General features: G+C 55.5%; 12 protein-coding genes. 5 read left to right on the top strand and 7 right to left on the bottom strand.

Annotation, left to right across the window (positions count from 1 at the left end; translation table 11 throughout):
- Nucleotides 1–24 precede the first annotated feature (24 nt).
- Entirely contained in the window at nucleotides 25–924 is a 900-nt protein-coding gene (locus EE896_RS13020) for a LysO family transporter (RefSeq protein ID WP_003849311.1), read from the bottom strand.
- A gap of 128 nt (nucleotides 925–1,052) precedes the next feature.
- Between EE896_RS13020 and EE896_RS13015 the strand changes: the two genes are divergently transcribed.
- Nucleotides 1,053–2,690: an ATP-dependent nuclease gene (locus EE896_RS13015; protein ID WP_078804219.1), complete on the top strand. Its 1,638-nt coding sequence runs from the start codon at nucleotides 1,053–1,055 to the stop codon at nucleotides 2,688–2,690.
- 87 nt (nucleotides 2,691–2,777) lie between these two features.
- Here the strand turns inward: EE896_RS13015 and cspD are convergent, their stop codons facing one another.
- Nucleotides 2,778–3,002, bottom strand: coding sequence for a cold shock-like protein CspD (gene cspD, locus EE896_RS13010; protein WP_003849316.1), 225 nt, complete (start codon nucleotides 3,000–3,002; stop codon nucleotides 2,778–2,780).
- Between the two features lie 316 nt (nucleotides 3,003–3,318).
- On the opposite strand from cspD, the gene clpS reads away from it, so the two are divergent.
- Together clpS and clpA are read left to right on the top strand one after the other, a co-directional pair.
- Nucleotides 3,319–3,639: an ATP-dependent Clp protease adapter ClpS gene (gene clpS / locus EE896_RS13005; protein WP_003849318.1), complete on the top strand. Its 321-nt coding sequence runs from the start codon at nucleotides 3,319–3,321 to the stop codon at nucleotides 3,637–3,639.
- 52 nt (nucleotides 3,640–3,691) lie between these two features.
- Entirely contained in the window at nucleotides 3,692–5,968 is a 2,277-nt protein-coding gene (clpA, locus tag EE896_RS13000) for an ATP-dependent Clp protease ATP-binding subunit ClpA (RefSeq protein WP_003849320.1), read from the top strand.
- An 88-nt stretch (nucleotides 5,969–6,056) separates the two neighbouring features.
- On the opposite strand, the gene infA is transcribed toward clpA, so the two are convergent.
- The 5 genes from infA to trxB all read right to left on the bottom strand — a co-directional run bounded on the left by infA (nucleotide 6,057) and on the right by trxB (nucleotide 11,958).
- Nucleotides 6,057–6,275 (bottom strand): translation initiation factor IF-1, encoded by a 219-nt coding sequence (gene infA, locus EE896_RS12995; protein WP_002211347.1) that lies wholly within the window; start codon nucleotides 6,273–6,275, stop codon nucleotides 6,057–6,059.
- Between the two features lie 345 nt (nucleotides 6,276–6,620).
- Nucleotides 6,621–7,313, bottom strand: coding sequence for a leucyl/phenylalanyl-tRNA--protein transferase (gene aat, locus EE896_RS12990; RefSeq protein ID WP_003849322.1), 693 nt, complete (start codon nucleotides 7,311–7,313; stop codon nucleotides 6,621–6,623).
- Nucleotides 7,314–7,346: 33 nt separating this feature from the next.
- Nucleotides 7,347–9,077 (bottom strand): heme ABC transporter ATP-binding protein/permease CydC, encoded by a 1,731-nt coding sequence (cydC, locus tag EE896_RS12985; RefSeq protein WP_110411579.1) that lies wholly within the window; start codon nucleotides 9,075–9,077, stop codon nucleotides 7,347–7,349.
- Complete coding sequence (gene cydD / locus EE896_RS12980; RefSeq protein ID WP_140915843.1) at nucleotides 9,077–10,846, bottom strand: heme ABC transporter permease/ATP-binding protein CydD; 1,770 nt, start codon at nucleotides 10,844–10,846, stop codon at nucleotides 9,077–9,079. The genes cydC and cydD overlap by 1 nt, the downstream gene beginning before the upstream one ends.
- A gap of 143 nt (nucleotides 10,847–10,989) precedes the next feature.
- Nucleotides 10,990–11,958 (bottom strand): thioredoxin-disulfide reductase, encoded by a 969-nt coding sequence (trxB, locus tag EE896_RS12975; protein WP_003849329.1) that lies wholly within the window; start codon nucleotides 11,956–11,958, stop codon nucleotides 10,990–10,992.
- 520 nt (nucleotides 11,959–12,478) lie between these two features.
- On the opposite strand from trxB, the gene lrp reads away from it, so the two are divergent.
- On the top strand, nucleotides 12,479–12,973 hold the full coding sequence (lrp, locus tag EE896_RS12970) for a leucine-responsive transcriptional regulator Lrp (RefSeq protein ID WP_006118610.1): 495 nt from the start codon (nucleotides 12,479–12,481) through the stop codon (nucleotides 12,971–12,973).
- Nucleotides 12,974–13,091: 118 nt separating this feature from the next.
- Nucleotides 13,092–16,670 (top strand): DNA translocase FtsK 4TM domain-containing protein, encoded by a 3,579-nt coding sequence (locus EE896_RS12965; RefSeq protein WP_140915844.1) that lies wholly within the window; start codon nucleotides 13,092–13,094, stop codon nucleotides 16,668–16,670.
- Nucleotides 16,671–16,692 lie beyond the last annotated feature (22 nt).

The following is a 16,692-nucleotide window of genomic DNA, read 5'->3' as shown; positions in this document are numbered from 1 at the left end:
AGCTCAGCACATCTCAGACCGAATTCAGGCAGAGAAGAGGGCGATCAGAATCGGGGCCAGCAGGCTCATCACAAAACCGTGCACAATAGCGGCAGGGACAATCTCGTTGCCGCCCGCCCGCTGCAGTACCGGCAGGGTAAAGTCCATTGAGGTGGCACCGCACAGCCCCAGCGCGCTGGAACGATGACGGCCAATCAGCGCGGGGATCAGCATGATTGCGACCAGTTCACGCACCAGATCGTTGAAGAAGGCGGCGCTGCCAATGACCGGGCCAAAAGCTTCGGTCATCAATATGCCAGAGAGAGAGTACCAGCCAAAGCCGCTGGCTAGCGCCAGACCGGTTTTTAGCGGAACACCCAGCAGTAATGCCGCGATCATGCCACCTGCCAGCGCGCTGACCAGCACCACACTGGCAACCAGCAGACCGCGACGGTTCAGGATAATCTGACGCAGAGTCATTCCACTGCCGCGCAGCTGAATCCCCACGAGGAACAGCAGGAAGATCAGCGCATATTCACTGGCCGTCGAGGCGTGGTGCAGCAGTGACCACTGGGTCAGACCTAGCAGAAAACCGATGACAACCACGCCACATAGCTTCAGCGAGTCCAGTGCCATATGCAGCCGCGAGGGAAGCTTCTCCTGCCGGTGCGCATGCTGCCACGGTGCATATTTCTCCAGCCCGCGCAACGCCAGTACATTGCACAGCAGAATGCAGAACGCCGCCACCAGAGCCGTATGAAAAACGGCCAGCAGATTGCTGCTCAGGTTGTCGAGAAAGGCCAGGCTGATGCCCATAAAGAACAGAATGACGTAAACCATCCAGCCCAGCAGTTGATTTACCCGACGCAGGGTGGCGGTTTTACGGAAGGGTAACAGCCAGCCTGCGATAAGCGGCAGCAGAATAATCAGAAGTCCGGAGTACATATCATTGCCATCCCTGGGAGAAGAGGTCACACGCTAGCGAAAAAGCATAACGGAGTAAACCCTGATAAAGCGGCTTGACCGGCGCGCGGGCGACAACCATGCTGTCTATAAACTGAGGATGGACGCCTATGATTCTGGAACATATCGACATTCGCGGCTTCCGCGGTATCAATAAGCTCTCACTGCCTTTAACGCACACCACTCTGCTGATTGGTGAGAATGCCTGGGGTAAATCCAGCCTGCTGGATGTCATGAGCCTGCTGCTCTCTCCTCATGAACCGGCCTATGTTTTTACTGGGGCGGATTTCCATTTTACACCGGGTGATGTGACCGATCCGATGCGCCGTATTTCAGTGGTGTTCCACTTTCGGGATGACGGAAGCGATCCGGACGCGGTGCTCTCGACCTTCTGGCAGCGTGATGCGCAGGGCCAGCGTCGGCTTTATTACAGCGTCAGCGCCACCTGGCGTGACGGCGGCATCGACACCCGTCGCCGTTTCGTTGACGTAAATGCCCAGCTGTTGCCTGAGCAGAATTGTGCGGACGCAATCGACCTGTTGCTGACGCGTTATCCGGTATTGCGGTTGCGCGACGCGCGTTTCAGCAAGCGAACGCGGAACCGTGCGCCCGTGACCGGTCCCCATCCTGAGCTGCTGGCGGGCATGGAGACGCTGGCGCGCGATCTGGAGCAACATCCTCAGCAACTCAGCGATGAGGTGCTGAGACAGGGCCTCAAGACGATGCAGCAATTGATGCAGCACTATTTTCTGGTGCAACCGCCTGGTGCAGGCAGTGAGGCCCGGTCACGGGATCCGCAGATGCGCGATGGGGTGCAGGGATGGCGGGCGCTGGATCATCTGAATCAGCTGATTGCCGGAACTGACTCCCGCAGCCGTCAGCTGATTTTGCTGCAGATGTTTACCCTGTTGATCGAAGCACGAGGCGACGTTCCGCTAGCTGCCGGTGCGCGGCCGCTGCTGCTGATTGAAGATCCGGAAACCCGCCTGCATCCGATTATGCTGTCCGTGGCCTGGAACCTGCTGAAGCTGCTGCCGCTACAGAAAATCGTCACGACCAATTCAGCTGAACTGCTGTCGCAGGTGCCGGTAGAAAACGTCTGCCGTCTGGTGCGTCAGTCCTCACGCGTAGCAGCCTGGCGCATCGGTCCGGAAGGTCTGAGTGCCGAAGAGAGTCGGCGTATCGGCTTTCATATTCGCGTCAATCGACCGGCGGCCCTGTTTGCCCGTTGCTGGCTGCTGGTCGAAGGTGAAACCGAGGTCTGGATTATGAATGAGCTGGCGCAGCAGTGTGGTTACAACTTCGCGGCGGAAGGGGTGAAAGTGATTGAGTTTGCGCAATCGGGCCTGAAGCCGCTGCTGAAATTTGCCCGACGCATGGGGATCGCCTGGCACGTGCTGACAGATGGCGATCAGGCGGGTAATAAATATGCCAGCACGGCGCGCACGCAGTTACAGCCGGGTGATCCTGAGCCGCGTTTTCTGACGCAGTTACCCGCGCTGGATATGGAAAACTTTCTCTATCACCAGGGGTTTCAGGATGTTTATCATCAAATGGCGCACCTGCCGTTAAACGCGCCGATGAGTTCCAGGCGTATTATTACCAAAGCGATTCACCAGAGCTCCAAGCCGGAACTGGCGATCGCAGTGGCGACATCGGCGGCGGAACGCGGGCCGGAAGCCATCCCGCCGTTAATGCGGCAGATGTTTGCCCGGGTGATTGGGCTGGCGCAGGGTCAGGCGGACTAAGCCTGTCAAACATGGCCTGTCAAAAATGAAAAATGCCAGCGGCACTGGCTGGCATTTTTAGGGCTCTGTACAGAGGTGGGTTCAGTATCAGGCCACGGCCTGTACCTCAACAACCGGCACGATGAGGCTGGCGTGATTGCCTTTCGGACCTTCATGCACATCGAACTGAACCTGCTGGCCTGCCTTTAGCGTTCGGTAGCCTTCCATCTGAATGGTGGAGTAGTGCGCAAAAATATCTTCGCCACCACCAACCGGACAGATAAAGCCAAAGCCTTTGGAATTATTGAACCATTTAACGGTGCCCGTCTCCATGCTTTTACTTCCCTCGCAAGACATTTTATAAGTAGGTGAGGTCTTTGAAGCTGTGAGTCGGATTTGATTAAAACTCAATCAGCCTGTGCAGGTAGAATGTAGAGAAAGCGCCGCTGGCGTCAAGCAAACCACCGGGCCGGATGGGGAAAAAATCATCAAAATTTGAGGCAGTTAACGCTATTGCAAATTTTGTGATGCAGGTCGCGCAAGGTTATTTCTGAATAAATTTTCAGCAGCGGCCCGCAGCTTGACAGGCATGTTAAACTCTCAACATGTAGCCACTTAAAGGCTAAAAGCAAAATCTCAACGGAACACTATGGCAAACACAAACGACTGGCTTAACTTTGAACATCTGGCCGAAGACAAAGTACGTGAAGGGTTAAAGCCGCCTTCTATGTATAAAGTCATTCTGAATAATGACGATTATACACCTATGGAATTTGTTATTGACGTCGTGCAAAAGTTCTTTTCTTATGATGTTGAACGTGCAACGCAGCTGATGTTGAAAGTTCACTATCACGGCAAGGCGATCTGTGGTGTATTTACTGCAGAAGTCGCCGAAACAAAAGCGGCCCAGGTGAACAATTATGCGCGGGAAAACCATCATCCGTTGCTGTGTACGCTGGAAAAAGCCTGAGCCCGTCTCCATATAGGAAACAGGTAAGGGCGATAATTGGGGGAGGTGCCTAATGCTCAATCAAGAACTGGAACTCAGTTTAAATATGGCTTTCGCCAGAGCGCGTGAGCACCGTCATGAGTTTATGACCGTCGAGCATCTGTTACTGGCATTGCTCAGTAACCCGTCGGCCAGAGAGGCACTGGAAGCCTGTACGGTGGACATGGTGGCTCTGCGGCAGGAACTCGAAGCCTTCATCGAACAAACCACACCGGTGCTGCCTGCCAGTGAGGAGGAGCGTGATACTCAACCAACGCTCAGCTTCCAGCGCGTTCTGCAGCGCGCGGTTTTCCATGTCCAGTCATCCGGTCGCAGTGAAGTCACCGGGGCGAATGTGCTGGTCGCCATCTTCAGCGAGCAGGAGTCGCAAGCGGCCTATCTGTTACGCAAACATGAAGTCAGCCGCCTTGATGTGGTGAATTTCATCTCTCACGGTACGCGCAAAGACGAACCGGGCCAGGCGCCAGGCGCTGAAAACCCGGTTAACGAAGAGCAAGCAGGCGGGGAGGATCGTATGGAAAACTTCACCACCAATCTTAATCAGCTTGCTCGCGTCGGTGGGATTGATCCACTGATTGGTCGCGACAGAGAGCTGGAACGTACTATTCAGGTGCTGTGCCGTCGCCGTAAAAACAACCCGCTGCTGGTGGGCGAATCCGGTGTCGGTAAAACGGCTATCGCAGAAGGTCTCGCCTGGCGTATCGAGCAGGGCGATGTACCGGAAGTGATGAAAGATTGCACTATCTACTCGCTGGATATTGGTTCACTGCTGGCAGGCACCAAATATCGTGGTGACTTTGAGAAACGCTTCAAAGCGCTACTGAAACAGCTGGAGCAGGACGAACACAGCATTCTGTTTATTGATGAGATCCATACCATCATTGGTGCGGGTGCGGCATCAGGTGGCCAGGTAGACGCAGCGAACCTGATTAAACCGTTACTTTCTGGCGGTAAGATTCGGGTAATGGGGTCTACCACGTATCAGGAATTCAGCAACATCTTCGAAAAAGATCGTGCTCTGGCGCGTCGTTTCCAGAAGATCGATATCACTGAGCCTTCTGTTGAAGAAACCGTGCAGATCCTGAGCGGCCTGAAGACCAAGTATGAAGCCCACCATGATGTGCGGTATACCGCGAAAGCGGTGCGTGCAGCGGTGGAACTGGCAGTGAAATATATCAACGACCGTCATCTGCCTGACAAGGCGATTGACGTGATTGATGAAGCGGGTGCGCGTGCGCGCCTGATGCCTGCCAGCAAACGTAAGAAAACCATCAATGTTTCTGACATTGAAACTGTGGTGGCCCGCATTGCCCGTATTCCTGAACAAAGTGTGTCAGCAACCGATCGCGATACACTGAGAAATCTGGGCGAACGGCTCAAGATGCTGGTGTTTGGACAGGACAAAGCCATTGAGGTGCTGACGGAAGCGATCAAAATGAGCCGCGCCGGTCTGGGTCAGGATCGCAAGCCAGTTGGTTCCTTCCTGTTTGCCGGGCCAACCGGTGTGGGTAAAACGGAAGTGACTGTGCAGCTGGCGAAAGCGCTGGGTATTGAGCTGCTGCGTTTTGATATGTCCGAGTACATGGAGCGTCACACCGTCAGTCGTCTGATTGGTGCACCTCCGGGCTACGTCGGTTTTGATCAGGGCGGTCTGCTGACGGATGCGGTGATCAAGCATCCACATGCGGTGGTGTTACTGGATGAGATCGAGAAAGCGCACCCGGATGTCTTCAACCTGCTGCTGCAGGTGATGGATAACGGCATGCTGACAGATAACAACGGTCGCAAAGCGGACTTCCGCAACGTGGTGCTGGTGATGACCACCAACGCCGGTGTGCGTGAGACGGAACGTAAGTCGATTGGCCTGATTCATCAGGACAACAGCACCGATGCGATGGAAGAGATCAAAAAGATCTTTACGCCAGAGTTCCGTAACCGTCTCGACAACATCATCTGGTTCAGTCACCTGTCACCAGCGGTGATCCATCAGGTGGTCGACAAGTTTATTGTCGAGTTGCAGGCGCAGCTGGATGCGAAAGGTGTGTCGCTGGAAGTCAGTGATGAAGCGCGCGACTGGCTGGCTGAGAAGGGCTATGACAAAGCGATGGGTGCACGTCCGATGGCGCGCACCGTGCAGGACAGCCTGAAGAAACCGTTAGCCAATGAACTGCTGTTTGGTTCGCTGGTGGATGGTGGCTCAGTATCTGTTGCGCTGGATCGTGAGAAAGGTGAACTGACCTATCACTTCCTGAGTGCTGAGAAACGCAAAACCGAAGGCACTGTGCACTAATCACTTGCTGCAGATGTGAAAAAGGCCGGATATGAATATCCGGCCTTTTTTATCGCTTCAACATGCAGAGCGATGAAGTTACTGCAAATTAGCGACTACGGAAGACAATGCGGCCTTTGCTCAGGTCGTACGGGGTCAACTCAACGGTCACTTTGTCACCCGTCAGGATGCGGATGTAGTTTTTGCGCATTTTACCGGAGATGTGAGCAGTGACCACGTGTCCGTTCTCAAGTTCTACGCGGAACATGGTGTTAGGTAACGTATCCAGTACGGTACCTTGCATTTCAATATTGTCTTCTTTGGCCATCGAATCCTCTGGGTGTACTACCTTTCAGTTGAACCGGCAAGATAATGCCCAATTCAACGATTTATGTAAAGAACCGTCGGCGATTTTGCCAACGCTTTGCCGGGGTGCACGTCAGTTACGTGCATCCGGTAAAATTAGGGTGTTTATGGTGGCGTCTGCAGGGGATTAGCGGGCTAAGAATCTGTATCAACCGGTAACACGCGCACGATTGAAAACAGTTCCGAGAGTGCGTTGAGATTCCCAGCCTGGCAATTCCGGCTCGTTATTGCGAAGCGCGGACGACATACCAAACTCGACTATTATACCACTTATGCGCCTTTATGTGTGCAAAACATCTCAGTAGCACTAAAAAAGCGTTTGTGTCTGCCAGCATCCATCGCTGACCGGCTGACTGGCAAGGCTTTGTACATATTGCAGATAATCAGCGCGCGGGATCTCCTGCGCGCCTAATGACGCGGTATGGGGATTAAGCACCTGGCAATCCACCAGACGGCCCTGATGTCGGATAAAATGCTGGCAAAATACCCAAAGTGCGGTTTTAGAGGCATTCTGCTGACGGCTGAACATCGATTCGCCGCAGAAGATTTGCCCCATCGCCAGCCCGTACATGCCACCCACCAGCTGATGTTCATCCCACACTTCAATGGAGTGGGCATGGCCCAGCTCATACAATCGCAACCAGGCGCGCTTCATTTCAAAAGTAATCCAGGTGCCTTCTTCGCGACCGGTAGCGCAGCCCTCGATCACCTCGTCGAATGACTCGTTCATCGTTACCCGATAAGGTGAACGGCTGTGAAAGCGTTTCATGCTACGACTCAGGTGAAACTGCTCGGGCAACAGGACTGCTCGGGGATCGGGTGACCACCAGAGGATGGGATCGCCGGGGGAAAACCATGGAAAAATGCCGCACTGATAAGCATTTAGCAGCCGGGCAGGGGAGAGATCCCCACCCATAGCCAGTAAGCCATTTGGCTCACGAAGTGCCATTTCAGGTGGGGGAAATTGCAGAGATTCCCGTGACAGTTGTACCAGTCTCATCGCGTTGCGTTACTCATCAGCATTTCGCTATGACTATAACGCAATCCGCTGCCGGAAACGCCAGTAGCGGCCCGCTTTTGAGATTAATTCCGCATGGCTACCCTGTTCAACAATGGCACCATTATCCATTACGCAGATGCGATCCATCAGCTCCAGGCCGCTGAGACGATGCGTGACCATGATCATCGTCTTCCCGGCGGTCAACTGCTGGAGCAGCGTCAGAATATGCTGCTCGGTAGTGGCATCCAGCCCTTCAGTAGGTTCATCCAGCAGCCAGAGATCGCCATCGTGTAATAATGCGCGCGCCAGCGCCAGCCGGCGCAGTTCGCCGCCTGACAGCGGGCGACCGCCTTCCCCCATCCAGGCGTTCAGGCCTTCCTGATTTTCAAGCAGGCGCTGCAGGCCGACGTCGTTGAGTGCGCGAGTTAACTGCTCATCACTGGCATCAGGGCAAGCCAGCAGTAAATTATCGCGCAGGCTCTGGCTGAAGAGGTGAACCCGCTGCGTTACCACGCTGATGCGCTGGCGCAACGCGGGTTCTGACCAGTCGCGAATCGGCCGATCATTTAAACGGATAACGCCATGCTGGCTCTCCCAGCCACGGGTTAACAGCGCCAGCAATGTTGATTTTCCGCAGCCGGTCGGCCCCAGCAGCGCAATATGCTCACCGGCTGCTACCGAGAGAGTACAACGGTTTAGCACCTTATCCCGACGGTCGGGATAGCTGAAGTCGAGCTGATCGATCCCGATCGAAAGAGGTCCCGGTCGGGCCTCGGAATGTGCCGGGAAAGTGATCGCAGGAGACTGGTCGATAATGTCATTGACTCTCTGAGCGGCGCTTATCACCTGTGACATAGGCAGGAAGGCGCCTGCTACCGGTGCCAGCGCCTCAAAGGCGGCCAGGGCGCAAAACACCACCAGCGCAATCAGCGAACCGGGTAACTGCTGTTCGCTGATGGTGGCGGCACTCAGCCAGAGCAGAAGAGTGACCGTTACACCGCTGATCAGCAGCAGCAGACTCTGTGCGGCGGCCTGTAAGCGTTGTTGTTGACTTTGTGCCTGCTGCCAGCGCTGTTCATCTTCATCGAGCTGCTGTCGCCATCCCTGCGAGGCACCGTACAATGTCAGTTCAGCCTGAGCCGCCAGCCACTGCATCAGTTGTAAACGCCAGCGGGCACGGCCCTGGGCAATGGCAACACCTGCCGGCGATCCCAGACGATAAAACAGGGCTGGCATCAGTACCAGCGTACTCAACATGATGCCGCCCAGCGTCAGTGCCAGATGAAAATTGATAAAACTCATCCCGAAGGTCACCACGACACTCACGATAAAAGCGCCAAGCAGTGGCGAGATGACGCGCAGATAGAGATGATCCAGCGTATCGACATCAGCCACAAAGCGGTTGAGCAGGTCCGCCTGCCGGAATCGCGAGAGCTGGCCGGGAGAAAGGGCCATCAGACGGCTGAACGTATGGACACGCAGATGCTGAAGCACCCTGAACGTTGCATCGTGGCTGACCAGCCGTTCAGCATAGCGTGCGGCGGTGCGAATGATGGCTGCGCCACGGACGCCCGCCGCAGGCAGCATGTAGTTGAAGGTATAGAGACCCGCGACACCGGCCACTGAGGAGGCGGCCAGAAACCAGCCAGAGAGCGTCAGCAGGCCAATGCTGGCCAGCAGGGTAACAATCGCCAGCACGATGCCCAGCGTCAGGCGAAAAGGGTGGCGCAACCAGAGACGAAGAAAAGGACGCAAGGCGGACATCAGCGGATCTCCTGTTGGCGATGCTTCAGCATCTCGCTAAAGGCACCTGGCTGTTGTGACAGCTGCTGCCAGTTACCCTTCTGGACCAGCTTACCCGCTTCCATCACCCAGAGGGTCTGCCAGCGGCTTAGCGTATCGATCTGATGAGTAATCATCAGTGTGGTCTGCCGATCTGCCGCCTCGTTCAGCGCCAGCATCACATGGCGTTCGCTGAGTGCATCCAGGCTGGCTGCCGGTTCATCAAGCAGCAAAAAATGTGAGGTTTTATAGAGTGCACGTGCAACCGCGACCCGTTGCGCCTGGCCCACCGACAGCTGATGACCGCCATCGCCAGGCGGGGTCTCAATGCCTAAGGGCAGACGCGGCAGGAACTCATTGATGCCGCACGCTTCCAGCAGTGCTGCAAAGCGCTCGCTGTCCCAGGCGGCATTCATCAGGATGTTGTCGCGCAAGGTGCTGGCCGGTAATTGAGGATTCTGTCCTACCCAACTCAGTTGCTGATGCCAGTCGCTCCGTCGTATATCGCGCAGTTCGACGCCATTGGCTTTCAGCGAGCCCTGATAGGGCAGAAACCCGAGCAGAGCGTTCATCAGTGCCGTTTTACCCGCCCCGCTTTGACCGACGAGCGCAATCTGCTCACCCGCAGCAATGGTAAAAGTTAGAGGGCCACACAGCACCTGGCCATCAGGTGCGCAGACACAGAAATCGTCAGCGCTTAGCGCGATGGCGTGATCGGTAGTGAAAGGGCGCTGGCCTCTCTGCGGCGCGGCGTCGGGCGTCGCCTGCATAAAGGCTTCAAGCGCATCGGCACCACCCACCGCCTGCGCTTTGGCGTGATAGAACGCACCGAGATCGCGCAGTGGCTGGAAAAACTCCGGAGCGAGGATCAGCACCAGGAAGCCGGCAAACAGCGTCACGCCCTGGCCATACGCACCGAAATGCGATTCGCCCAGATAGGAGAAACCAAAATAGACGGCCACCACGGCAATCGCTAACGAGGCAAAAAACTCAAGTACGGCGGAGGAGAGAAAGGCGAGGCGCAGCACTTCCATGGTGCGCTGGCGAAAATCGGTGGTAGTGGCGGCAACGGCCTGCTGCTCTGCTTCACCACGATGAAACAGTCGCAGCGTCTCTCTGCCGCGCAGGCGGTCCAGAAAATTCCCGCTCAGGCGAGCCAGTACCAGGAAGTTTCGGCGGTTGGCCTCGGCAGCACCCATTCCAGCCAGCGCCATAAACAGCGGTATCAACGGCGCGGTGGCAAAAAGAATCAGACCTGCCGTCCAGTTCAACGGGAAAATGGTCAGCAGAATGCAGCAGGGGATCACGACTGCCAGTGTCATCTGCGGCAGATAGCGGGCGTAATACTCCTGCATCTCTTCGATCTGTTCCAGCAACAGCGTTGCCCAGCTACCGGCTGGCCTTCCCTGAATCCACGCCGGGCCGAGATCAGATAACCGGTCAAGAACCTGCTGTCGTAAAGCCTGGCGTATAGCCTGCCCGGCACGGTAACCGGTCAGTTCGCGGGCGTAGTTAATCAGGGCACGGAGCACAAAGCAGAGCAGTAACAGCAGGATGCTGACCGTCAGCGTTTCGCGCGGCTGTTGATCAATAATCAGCGCCTGAAGCAGCGAGGCCAGTAAACCGGCCTGGGCAATGATCAGCAGTGCACTCGCCGTGCCGAGCAGCGTGTTGAGTCGCAACCAGCGACCGGCGAAACGACGTTGCTGACGAAGCCAGCGGGTAAGATGCTGCTGCCGCGATTTGTCCATGCGAGACCATGATAAATATCGATGATGGGGGAAAATGGAAAGACATTTCCATCTCTTCAGGCGCAAGAATCTAGCATGAGAGCAATAAAAAAGGCGACGGAAAAACCGTCGCCTGGAACATTTGAGATCAGAGGGTTAACAACTTACTGATCGTTTTTAACTAACCCGTCAAGAAAACGCTCAGCGTCTAACGCAGCCATGCAGCCAGTGCCCGCAGAGGTAATCGCCTGACGATAGATATGGTCCATCACATCACCTGCTGCAAAAACGCCAGGGATGCTGGTCTGGGTGGCGTTGCCGTGTAAACCGGACTGAACTTTGATGTATCCGTTCTCCAGCGCCAGCTGACCTTCAAAGATGGCCGTATTCGGGCTGTGCCCGATAGCAACAAACAGACCCGCCACTTCCAGTGCTTCCGTCTCATCACTGTTCTGGGTAGAACGCAGCGTCAGACCTGTCACGCCCATCTGATCGCCTACCACTTCTTCAAGCGTGCGATGAGTGTGCAGCACGATATTGCCGTTACGCACTTTTTCCATCAGGCGGTCAATCAGGATCTTCTCAGCGCGGAAGCTGTCACGACGGTGAATCAGGTGCACTTCAGCCGCAATGTTTGCCAGATAAAGTGCTTCTTCAACGGCCGTGTTGCCACCGCCAATCACCGCGACTTTCTGATTGCGATAGAAAAAGCCGTCACAGGTTGCGCAGGCAGAAACGCCTTTGCCTTTGAACGCCTCTTCAGATGGCAGGCCCAGATAACGTGCCGACGCACCCGTTGCGATGATAAGCGCATCTGCTGTGTATTCGCCGCTATCGCCAGTGAGGCGGAACGGACGATTCTGCAGATCCACCGTGTGGATGTGATCAAAAATGATCTCAGTATTGAATTTTTCGGCATGCTCGTGCATGCGCTCCATCAGCGATGGACCTGTCAGATCGTGCGGGTCGCCCGGCCAGTTTTCCACTTCAGTGGTCGTGGTCAGCTGTCCGCCTTTTTCCAGACCCGTGATCAATACGGGGTTCAGGTTGGCGCGTGCAGCATAAACGGCTGCGGTATAACCCGCTGGGCCAGAGCCCAGAATGAGTAACTTACTGTGTTTGGCCGTACTCATGCGTTCCTCAGTTTCATTCGGCTGACATAGCCTGCGATTGTAGGGAATATCCGGCGACAATGACAAGGCTTAGCCAATTTTGTTAACGATAGCTGCAAATGGCGTAGACGATGAACGGCAGTTTTGCCTGGCGAATGCGCCAAAAGGGGGCAAAACTCGGGCTGAATGGGTGCAAAAGTGCAAAAATACTCATTTAAAAACAGATACCCAGCTAACTGTCTGGCATCTTGTCCTGAATTTGGTGATTTTACTTTGACAATCGCCTGCGCTTTTGCGAAAACATTATCAGAAGCGAATAACATTTATCGGAACAAAACAGGTTTTCCTCGCCTGTTTTGCACTTAACGCCGAATAAAAGCAGCCTGATATGGATAATGACGCATGATGTGGACAGACAATATGCGTCATGTCGATAGATTTCAGAACACAGGCTCTGTTAGCTCACTTCAGAAATGCCCCGAACAATGAGCGTTTTCAGGGCGTGGCAGGTAAAGGGAAGGAATTAAGAGAGACAATAATAATGGTAGACAATAAGAAACGCCCCGGAAAAGATCTCGACAGAATTGACAGGAACATTCTGAATGAACTTCAGAAAGATGGTCGCATTTCAAACGTAGAGCTTTCCAAACGCGTAGGCTTATCGCCTACGCCATGTCTTGAACGCGTGCGTCGTCTTGAACGTCAGGGATTTATTCTTGGCTATACCGCGCAGTTGAACCCGCACTACCTTGATGCATCGCTACTGGTATTCGTTGAGATTACTCTGAATCGTGGTGCGCCGGATGTGTTTGAGCAATTTAACGCCGCTGTGCAAAAACTTGAGGAAACTCAAGAGTGTCACCTCGTTTCCGGCGATTTCGACTACCTGCTGAAAACGCGCGTACCTGATATGTCTGCCTACCGTAAGTTGCTGGGTGAAACCCTGTTGCGCCTGCCCGGCGTAAACGACACGCGAACTTACGTGGTGATGGAAGAGGTCAAACAGAGCAATCGACTGGTGATCAAAACCCGCTGATGCGGGGCAGGTGCAAAACCTGTTAGATTTCGGTACACTCCTGTGAATTCATACAGGATCAGCGTCGGGCTCGCCCGGCGCTGTTGCTTCTTACTTTACAGGCACCTGGAGAGTCCTCTTGAGCCAGGAATATACAGAAGATAAAGACGTTTCGTTACAATCGCTGAGCAGTGGACGTCGTCTGCTGGAAGCGTTGCTTATTCTGGTGGCGCTGTTTGCCATCTACCTGATGGTTTCTTTAGTCAGTTTTAACCCTTCCGACCCGAGCTGGTCGCAAACGGCCTGGCATGAACCTATCCACAATATCGGCGGCAGCGTCGGTGCCTGGCTGGCTGACACCTTACTCTTCATCTTTGGTGTGATGGCGTACGCCATTCCGCCCGTCATCCTGGGTCTGTGCTGGATTGCTTTCCGTCAGCGCGACAGCCAGGACTACTTTGACTACTTTGCTGTCGGGCTGCGCTTAATTGGCGTCCTGGCACTGGTGGTGACGACCTGTGGTATGGCGGCGCTAAATGCCGATGATATCTGGTACTTCGCCTCAGGCGGCGTGATTGGTAGCCTGGTGAGTAATGCGATTGCCCCCTGGTTCAGTCCAGCGGGTGGCACGCTTATGCTGCTTTGCGTCTGGGCGGCGGGCATTACCCTTTACACCGGCTGGTCATGGCTCACCATCGCAGAAAGAATTGGTGGCGTGGTGATGGGCGTGCTGACGTTTGCCAGCAACCGTTCACGTCACGATGAACCCTGGCAGGAAGAGGATGACGAGCAGGACGCGCATGAATACGCGGATGTGCCTGAACTGCATGCTGCCAATCAGGAGGAAGATGTGCTGCTTTCTGCTCCACGCGCAGCCGCCCAGCCTGCGGCGTCACAGCCGGATCCTCTGCTGGCTAAAGCGGCAGCAGCAACCAGCGCGGCGGTAGCGGCAACGGCGGAAGCCGCAGAGGTGACGCTCGCGCCGGCCGCTCCGGTAACACCTGCGCCTGCCGCTGTTGCAGCGCCTTCTGCGGCGGCATCTGCGCCTGCCGCTGTTGCAGCGCCTTCTGCGGCGGCATCTGCGCCTGCAGCTATGCCAGCATCGCCGACGGCACAACCTGCGCCTGCGGCAGTGCAGAGCGCGCCAGCATCCTATGGTGCAGCAACGGCTCCGACTCCGGCGCAGAGTGCTTCTGCACCTGCGACCTCACCACCGCTTTATCACTTTGAAATGCCGGACGAGGCCCCGGCTGCGCCGTCGTTCAGTGCTTACGACGACGATGAACCTAAAATGGGGAACTGGCGCGACACACCAGCAATGCCTGCGGCTCCTGCAGCTGCGGCCGCCGTCGCTGCCACTGCGGCCCAGGCGACCACGCGTACTGCCCCTGTTTTCGATTTAGCCCCTGAAACCAATCCCAACCCGCAGGTTAAGCAGGGCATCGGACCGGCGCTACCGCGTCCTAACCCGGTAAAACTGCCAACCCGTCGTGAGCTGGCCTCTTATGGCATTAAATTGCCTTCTCAGCGCATGGCTGAAGAGAAAGCAAAAACGGAAGAGAGCGAAACGGCCCCGGCTGGATCAGTTTCTGCTGCACCTGATGCTGAAGAGGCGCTGCAGCAGGCTGAACTGCGTCAGGCCTTCCAGTCTGAACAGCAGCAGCGTTATGGCACCAGCTGGCAGCAGGACGAGGAAGATGAGCAGGATGCTCAGCATCAGGATGCACTGGCACGTCAGTTCGCCGAGCAGCAGCAACAGCGCTATGAACCTGAAGTGAAAAAAGAGCCGGTATTTAATATTGATACCGCCTCAGCGTTTGATTTTTCACCGATGAAAGATCTGGTGGATGACGGCCCGTCTGAACCGCTGTTTACGATTGCCGCGACGCCAGAACCGGAAGCTCCTGCGGTTTCACACGAACCATGGCAGCAGGTGAGTGAGGTTTCACAACCTCAGGCTCCGGCTCAGGTTCCTGCACCTGACCGCTTTATCCCGGCAGAATCAGATTACAGTACGCCAGCAGCCTCGTCTGAGCCTGTGTATGCAGCGCCTGCAGCACCCTCTGCGCCCGCTTATGGTGCGCCAGTGGCTTCTCAGGCTCCGGCTTATTCTGCTCCAGCTTATGGTTCGCCAGCCGCCGTGCCGGCTCAGCCGGTTGAAGAAGCGAAACCTTCGCTGCATGACAGCCTGATTCATCCGTTCCTGATGCGCCATGAACAGCCTCTGGAGAAACCGTCTACACCACTGCCTTCACTGGATCTGCTGACTGCGCCACCTGAAGAAGAAGAGCCGGTGGACATGTTTTCGCTGGAGCAGACCGCCCGTCTGGTTGAGTCGCGCCTGGGTGATTATCGTGTGAAAGCGGAAGTGGTTGGCATCTCGCCTGGCCCGGTTATTACCCGTTTTGAACTCGACCTGGCACCTGGCGTGAAAGCGGCGCGTATTTCAAACCTGTCGCGTGATTTAGCACGTTCGCTGTCCACGGTTGCGGTTCGTGTGGTGGAAGTGATTCCAGGCAAGCCTTACGTGGGTCTGGAACTCCCTAACAAGCATCGTCAGACAGTCTATCTGCGTGAAGTACTGGATTGCCCTAAATTCCGCGACAATCCGTCACCGCTGGCTGTTGTGCTGGGTAAAGATATTGCGGGTCAGCCTGTCGTCGCCGATCTGGCGAAAATGCCGCACTTACTGGTAGCCGGTACCACCGGTTCCGGTAAATCTGTGGGTGTGAACGCCATGATTATCAGCATGCTTTATAAGGCGACGCCGGAAGAAGTTCGCTTCATCATGATCGACCCGAAAATGCTGGAGCTGTCGGTCTACGAAGGCATCCCACACCTGCTGACCGAAGTCGTCACAGACATGAAAGATGCCGCCAATGCGCTGCGCTGGAGTGTTGGCGAAATGGAGCGTCGCTATAAGCTGATGTCGGCGCTGGGCGTGCGTAACCTGGCAGGTTACAACGAGAAAGTGGAACAGGCTGAAGCGATGGGCCGTCCGATTCCCGATCCGTTCTGGAAGCCGGGCGACAGTATGGATATGACGCCGCCGGTCCTGGAAAAACTGCCTTACATCGTGGTAATGGTCGATGAGTTTGCCGACCTGATCATGGCAGTGGGTAAAAAAGTTGAAGAGTTGATTGCGCGTCTGGCACAGAAAGCCCGAGCCGCAGGTATCCACCTGGTGCTGGCAACACAGCGCCCATCCGTGGATGTGATTACTGGCCTGATCAAAGCGAACATCCCGACGCGTATCGCCTTTACCGTGTCGAGCAAGATTGACTCACGTACCATTCTCGATCAGGGCGGCGCGGAGTCACTGCTGGGGATGGGTGACATGCTCTATATGCCGCCAAACTCCTCCCTGCCTATTCGTGTGCACGGTGCCTTTGTTCGTGACCAGGAAGTGCATGCCGTGGTTCAGGACTGGAAAGCGCGTGGACGTCCGCAATATATCGACAGCATTACCGCGGGCGAAGAGAGCGAAAGTGCCGGTGGCATCGACAGTGATGAAGAGCTCGATCCGCTGTTCGACCAGGCAGTCGGCTTTGTGGTTGATAAACGTCGAGCATCGATTTCAGGCGTTCAGCGTCAGTTCCGCATTGGTTATAACCGTGCGGCACGTATCATTGAGCAGATGGAAGCGCAGGGCATTGTCTCTGCACCAGGTCACAATGGTAACCGTGAAGTCCTGTCTCCGCCGCCACACGACATGTAGCAGTTAAATGTTTTGAAACACT

This window comes from Pantoea eucalypti, from assembly GCF_009646115.1.
GTDB lineage: Bacteria > Pseudomonadota > Gammaproteobacteria > Enterobacterales > Enterobacteriaceae > Pantoea > Pantoea eucalypti.
The sequence above is the reverse complement of the archived record's forward strand: the minus strand, read 5'-3'. Positions and strand labels throughout refer to the sequence as shown.

What these genes read in the sequence shown, in the direction of transcription:
- trxB (WP_003849329.1), bottom strand. Translation starts at nt 11,958, where the DNA reads ATGAGTACGGCCAAACACAGTAAGTTACTCATTCTGGGCTCTGGCCCA.
- lrp (WP_006118610.1), top strand. Translation starts at nt 12,479, where the DNA reads ATGGTAGACAATAAGAAACGCCCCGGAAAAGATCTCGACAGAATTGAC.
- clpA (WP_003849320.1), top strand. Translation starts at nt 3,692, where the DNA reads ATGCTCAATCAAGAACTGGAACTCAGTTTAAATATGGCTTTCGCCAGA.
- clpS (WP_003849318.1), top strand. Translation starts at nt 3,319, where the DNA reads ATGGCAAACACAAACGACTGGCTTAACTTTGAACATCTGGCCGAAGAC.
- EE896_RS13015 (WP_078804219.1), top strand. Translation starts at nt 1,053, where the DNA reads ATGATTCTGGAACATATCGACATTCGCGGCTTCCGCGGTATCAATAAG.
- infA (WP_002211347.1), bottom strand. Translation starts at nt 6,275, where the DNA reads ATGGCCAAAGAAGACAATATTGAAATGCAAGGTACCGTACTGGATACG.
- cydD (WP_140915843.1), bottom strand. Translation starts at nt 10,846, where the DNA reads ATGGACAAATCGCGGCAGCAGCATCTTACCCGCTGGCTTCGTCAGCAA.
- EE896_RS13020 (WP_003849311.1), bottom strand. Translation starts at nt 924, where the DNA reads ATGTACTCCGGACTTCTGATTATTCTGCTGCCGCTTATCGCAGGCTGG.
- cspD (WP_003849316.1), bottom strand. Translation starts at nt 3,002, where the DNA reads ATGGAGACGGGCACCGTTAAATGGTTCAATAATTCCAAAGGCTTTGGC.
- aat (WP_003849322.1), bottom strand. Translation starts at nt 7,313, where the DNA reads ATGAGACTGGTACAACTGTCACGGGAATCTCTGCAATTTCCCCCACCT.
- cydC (WP_110411579.1), bottom strand. Translation starts at nt 9,077, where the DNA reads ATGTCCGCCTTGCGTCCTTTTCTTCGTCTCTGGTTGCGCCACCCTTTT.